Source organism: Rhodococcus sp. MALMAid1271 (assembly GCF_049195265.1).
Taxonomy (GTDB): domain Bacteria; phylum Actinomycetota; class Actinomycetes; order Mycobacteriales; family Mycobacteriaceae; genus Rhodococcoides.
In genome coordinates this window covers 1-903 of record NZ_JBMIRQ010000009.1, presented here as the reverse complement: position 1 = coordinate 903, position 903 = coordinate 1, and the positions used below count along the sequence as shown (strand labels likewise).

3 protein-coding genes are annotated in these 903 nt (G+C 61.7%); all 3 read right to left on the bottom strand.

Annotated elements, in window-relative coordinates; genetic code table 11:
- Positions 1-166: biotin carboxylase N-terminal domain-containing protein (locus ACOQFP_RS00120; RefSeq protein ID WP_421583084.1), on the bottom strand; the 166-nt coding region annotated here is incomplete at its 3' end.
- 14 nt (positions 167-180) lie between these two features.
- On the bottom strand, positions 181-408 hold the full coding sequence (locus tag ACOQFP_RS00115; RefSeq protein ID WP_206492941.1) for an acyl-CoA carboxylase epsilon subunit: 228 nt from the start codon (positions 406-408) through the stop codon (positions 181-183).
- The coding region (locus tag ACOQFP_RS00110) for a carboxyl transferase domain-containing protein (RefSeq protein ID WP_421583083.1) at positions 405-903 on the bottom strand (499 nt) is incomplete at its 5' end. The genes ACOQFP_RS00110 and ACOQFP_RS00115, both read right to left, overlap by 4 nt.

Below are 903 nucleotides of genomic sequence, written 5' to 3'. Positions count from 1 at the left end.
CCTCATCGGCCAACCGCACGAACGGAGCATCCGCATCCGGCTCGGCATACACAGCCACACTCACCAACCCCGCATCAGCAGCCGCCCGGATCACCCGAACCGCGATCTCACCACGATTGGCAACAAGAACCTTGGTGATCTTCTTATGGGCAGTAGACGTAGTCATATTCTCGAGATCCTTCACTGACCGAATCGGGCGTTGACGAAAAGGGCTGGGGCACTGGAAAGTCCATAACGATGCAGATCCTCGGGTCGCCCCCAGGAATCGATCACGGGCGGAGTCGAGTCGACCACGCACGACTGCGCAGCGGTCAGTACAGCAACCACCGCGGCGATGTCGGTGTCGGTCGGGCAACCTGTGAACTGCCAACTATCCGACACCGCAGCATGATTCGCTTCGCCGCTCATAGTGGGATGTTTCCGTGTTTTTTGGGTGGGAGGGTGACTTGTTTGCGTTCGAGGAGGCGTAGTGCGGTGACGATCTGGCCGCGGGTGTGGCTGGGGGGTATGACGGCGTCGAGGTAGCCGCGTTCGGCGGCGATGTAGGGGTTGACGAGGGTGTCTTCGTATTCCTGTTGCAGCTGTATCCGGAGGGCGTCGACGTCCTCGCCGTTCTTGGCGGCCTCGAGTAGTTGTTTGCGGTAGACGAACCCGACAGCGCCCGAGGCACCCATGACGGCGATCTGCGCGGTCGGCCAGGCGAGGTTGACATCGGCACCCATGTGCTTGGACCCCATCACGTCGTACGCCCCGCCGTACGCTTTGCGGGTGATGACGGTGATCTTGCCGACGGTCGCTTCACCGTAGGCGTAGAGCAGTTTCGCACCGCGCCGGATGATGCCGTTGTATTCCTGGTCGGTGCCGGGCAGGAACCCGGGCACATCGACCAGGGTGATGATCGGA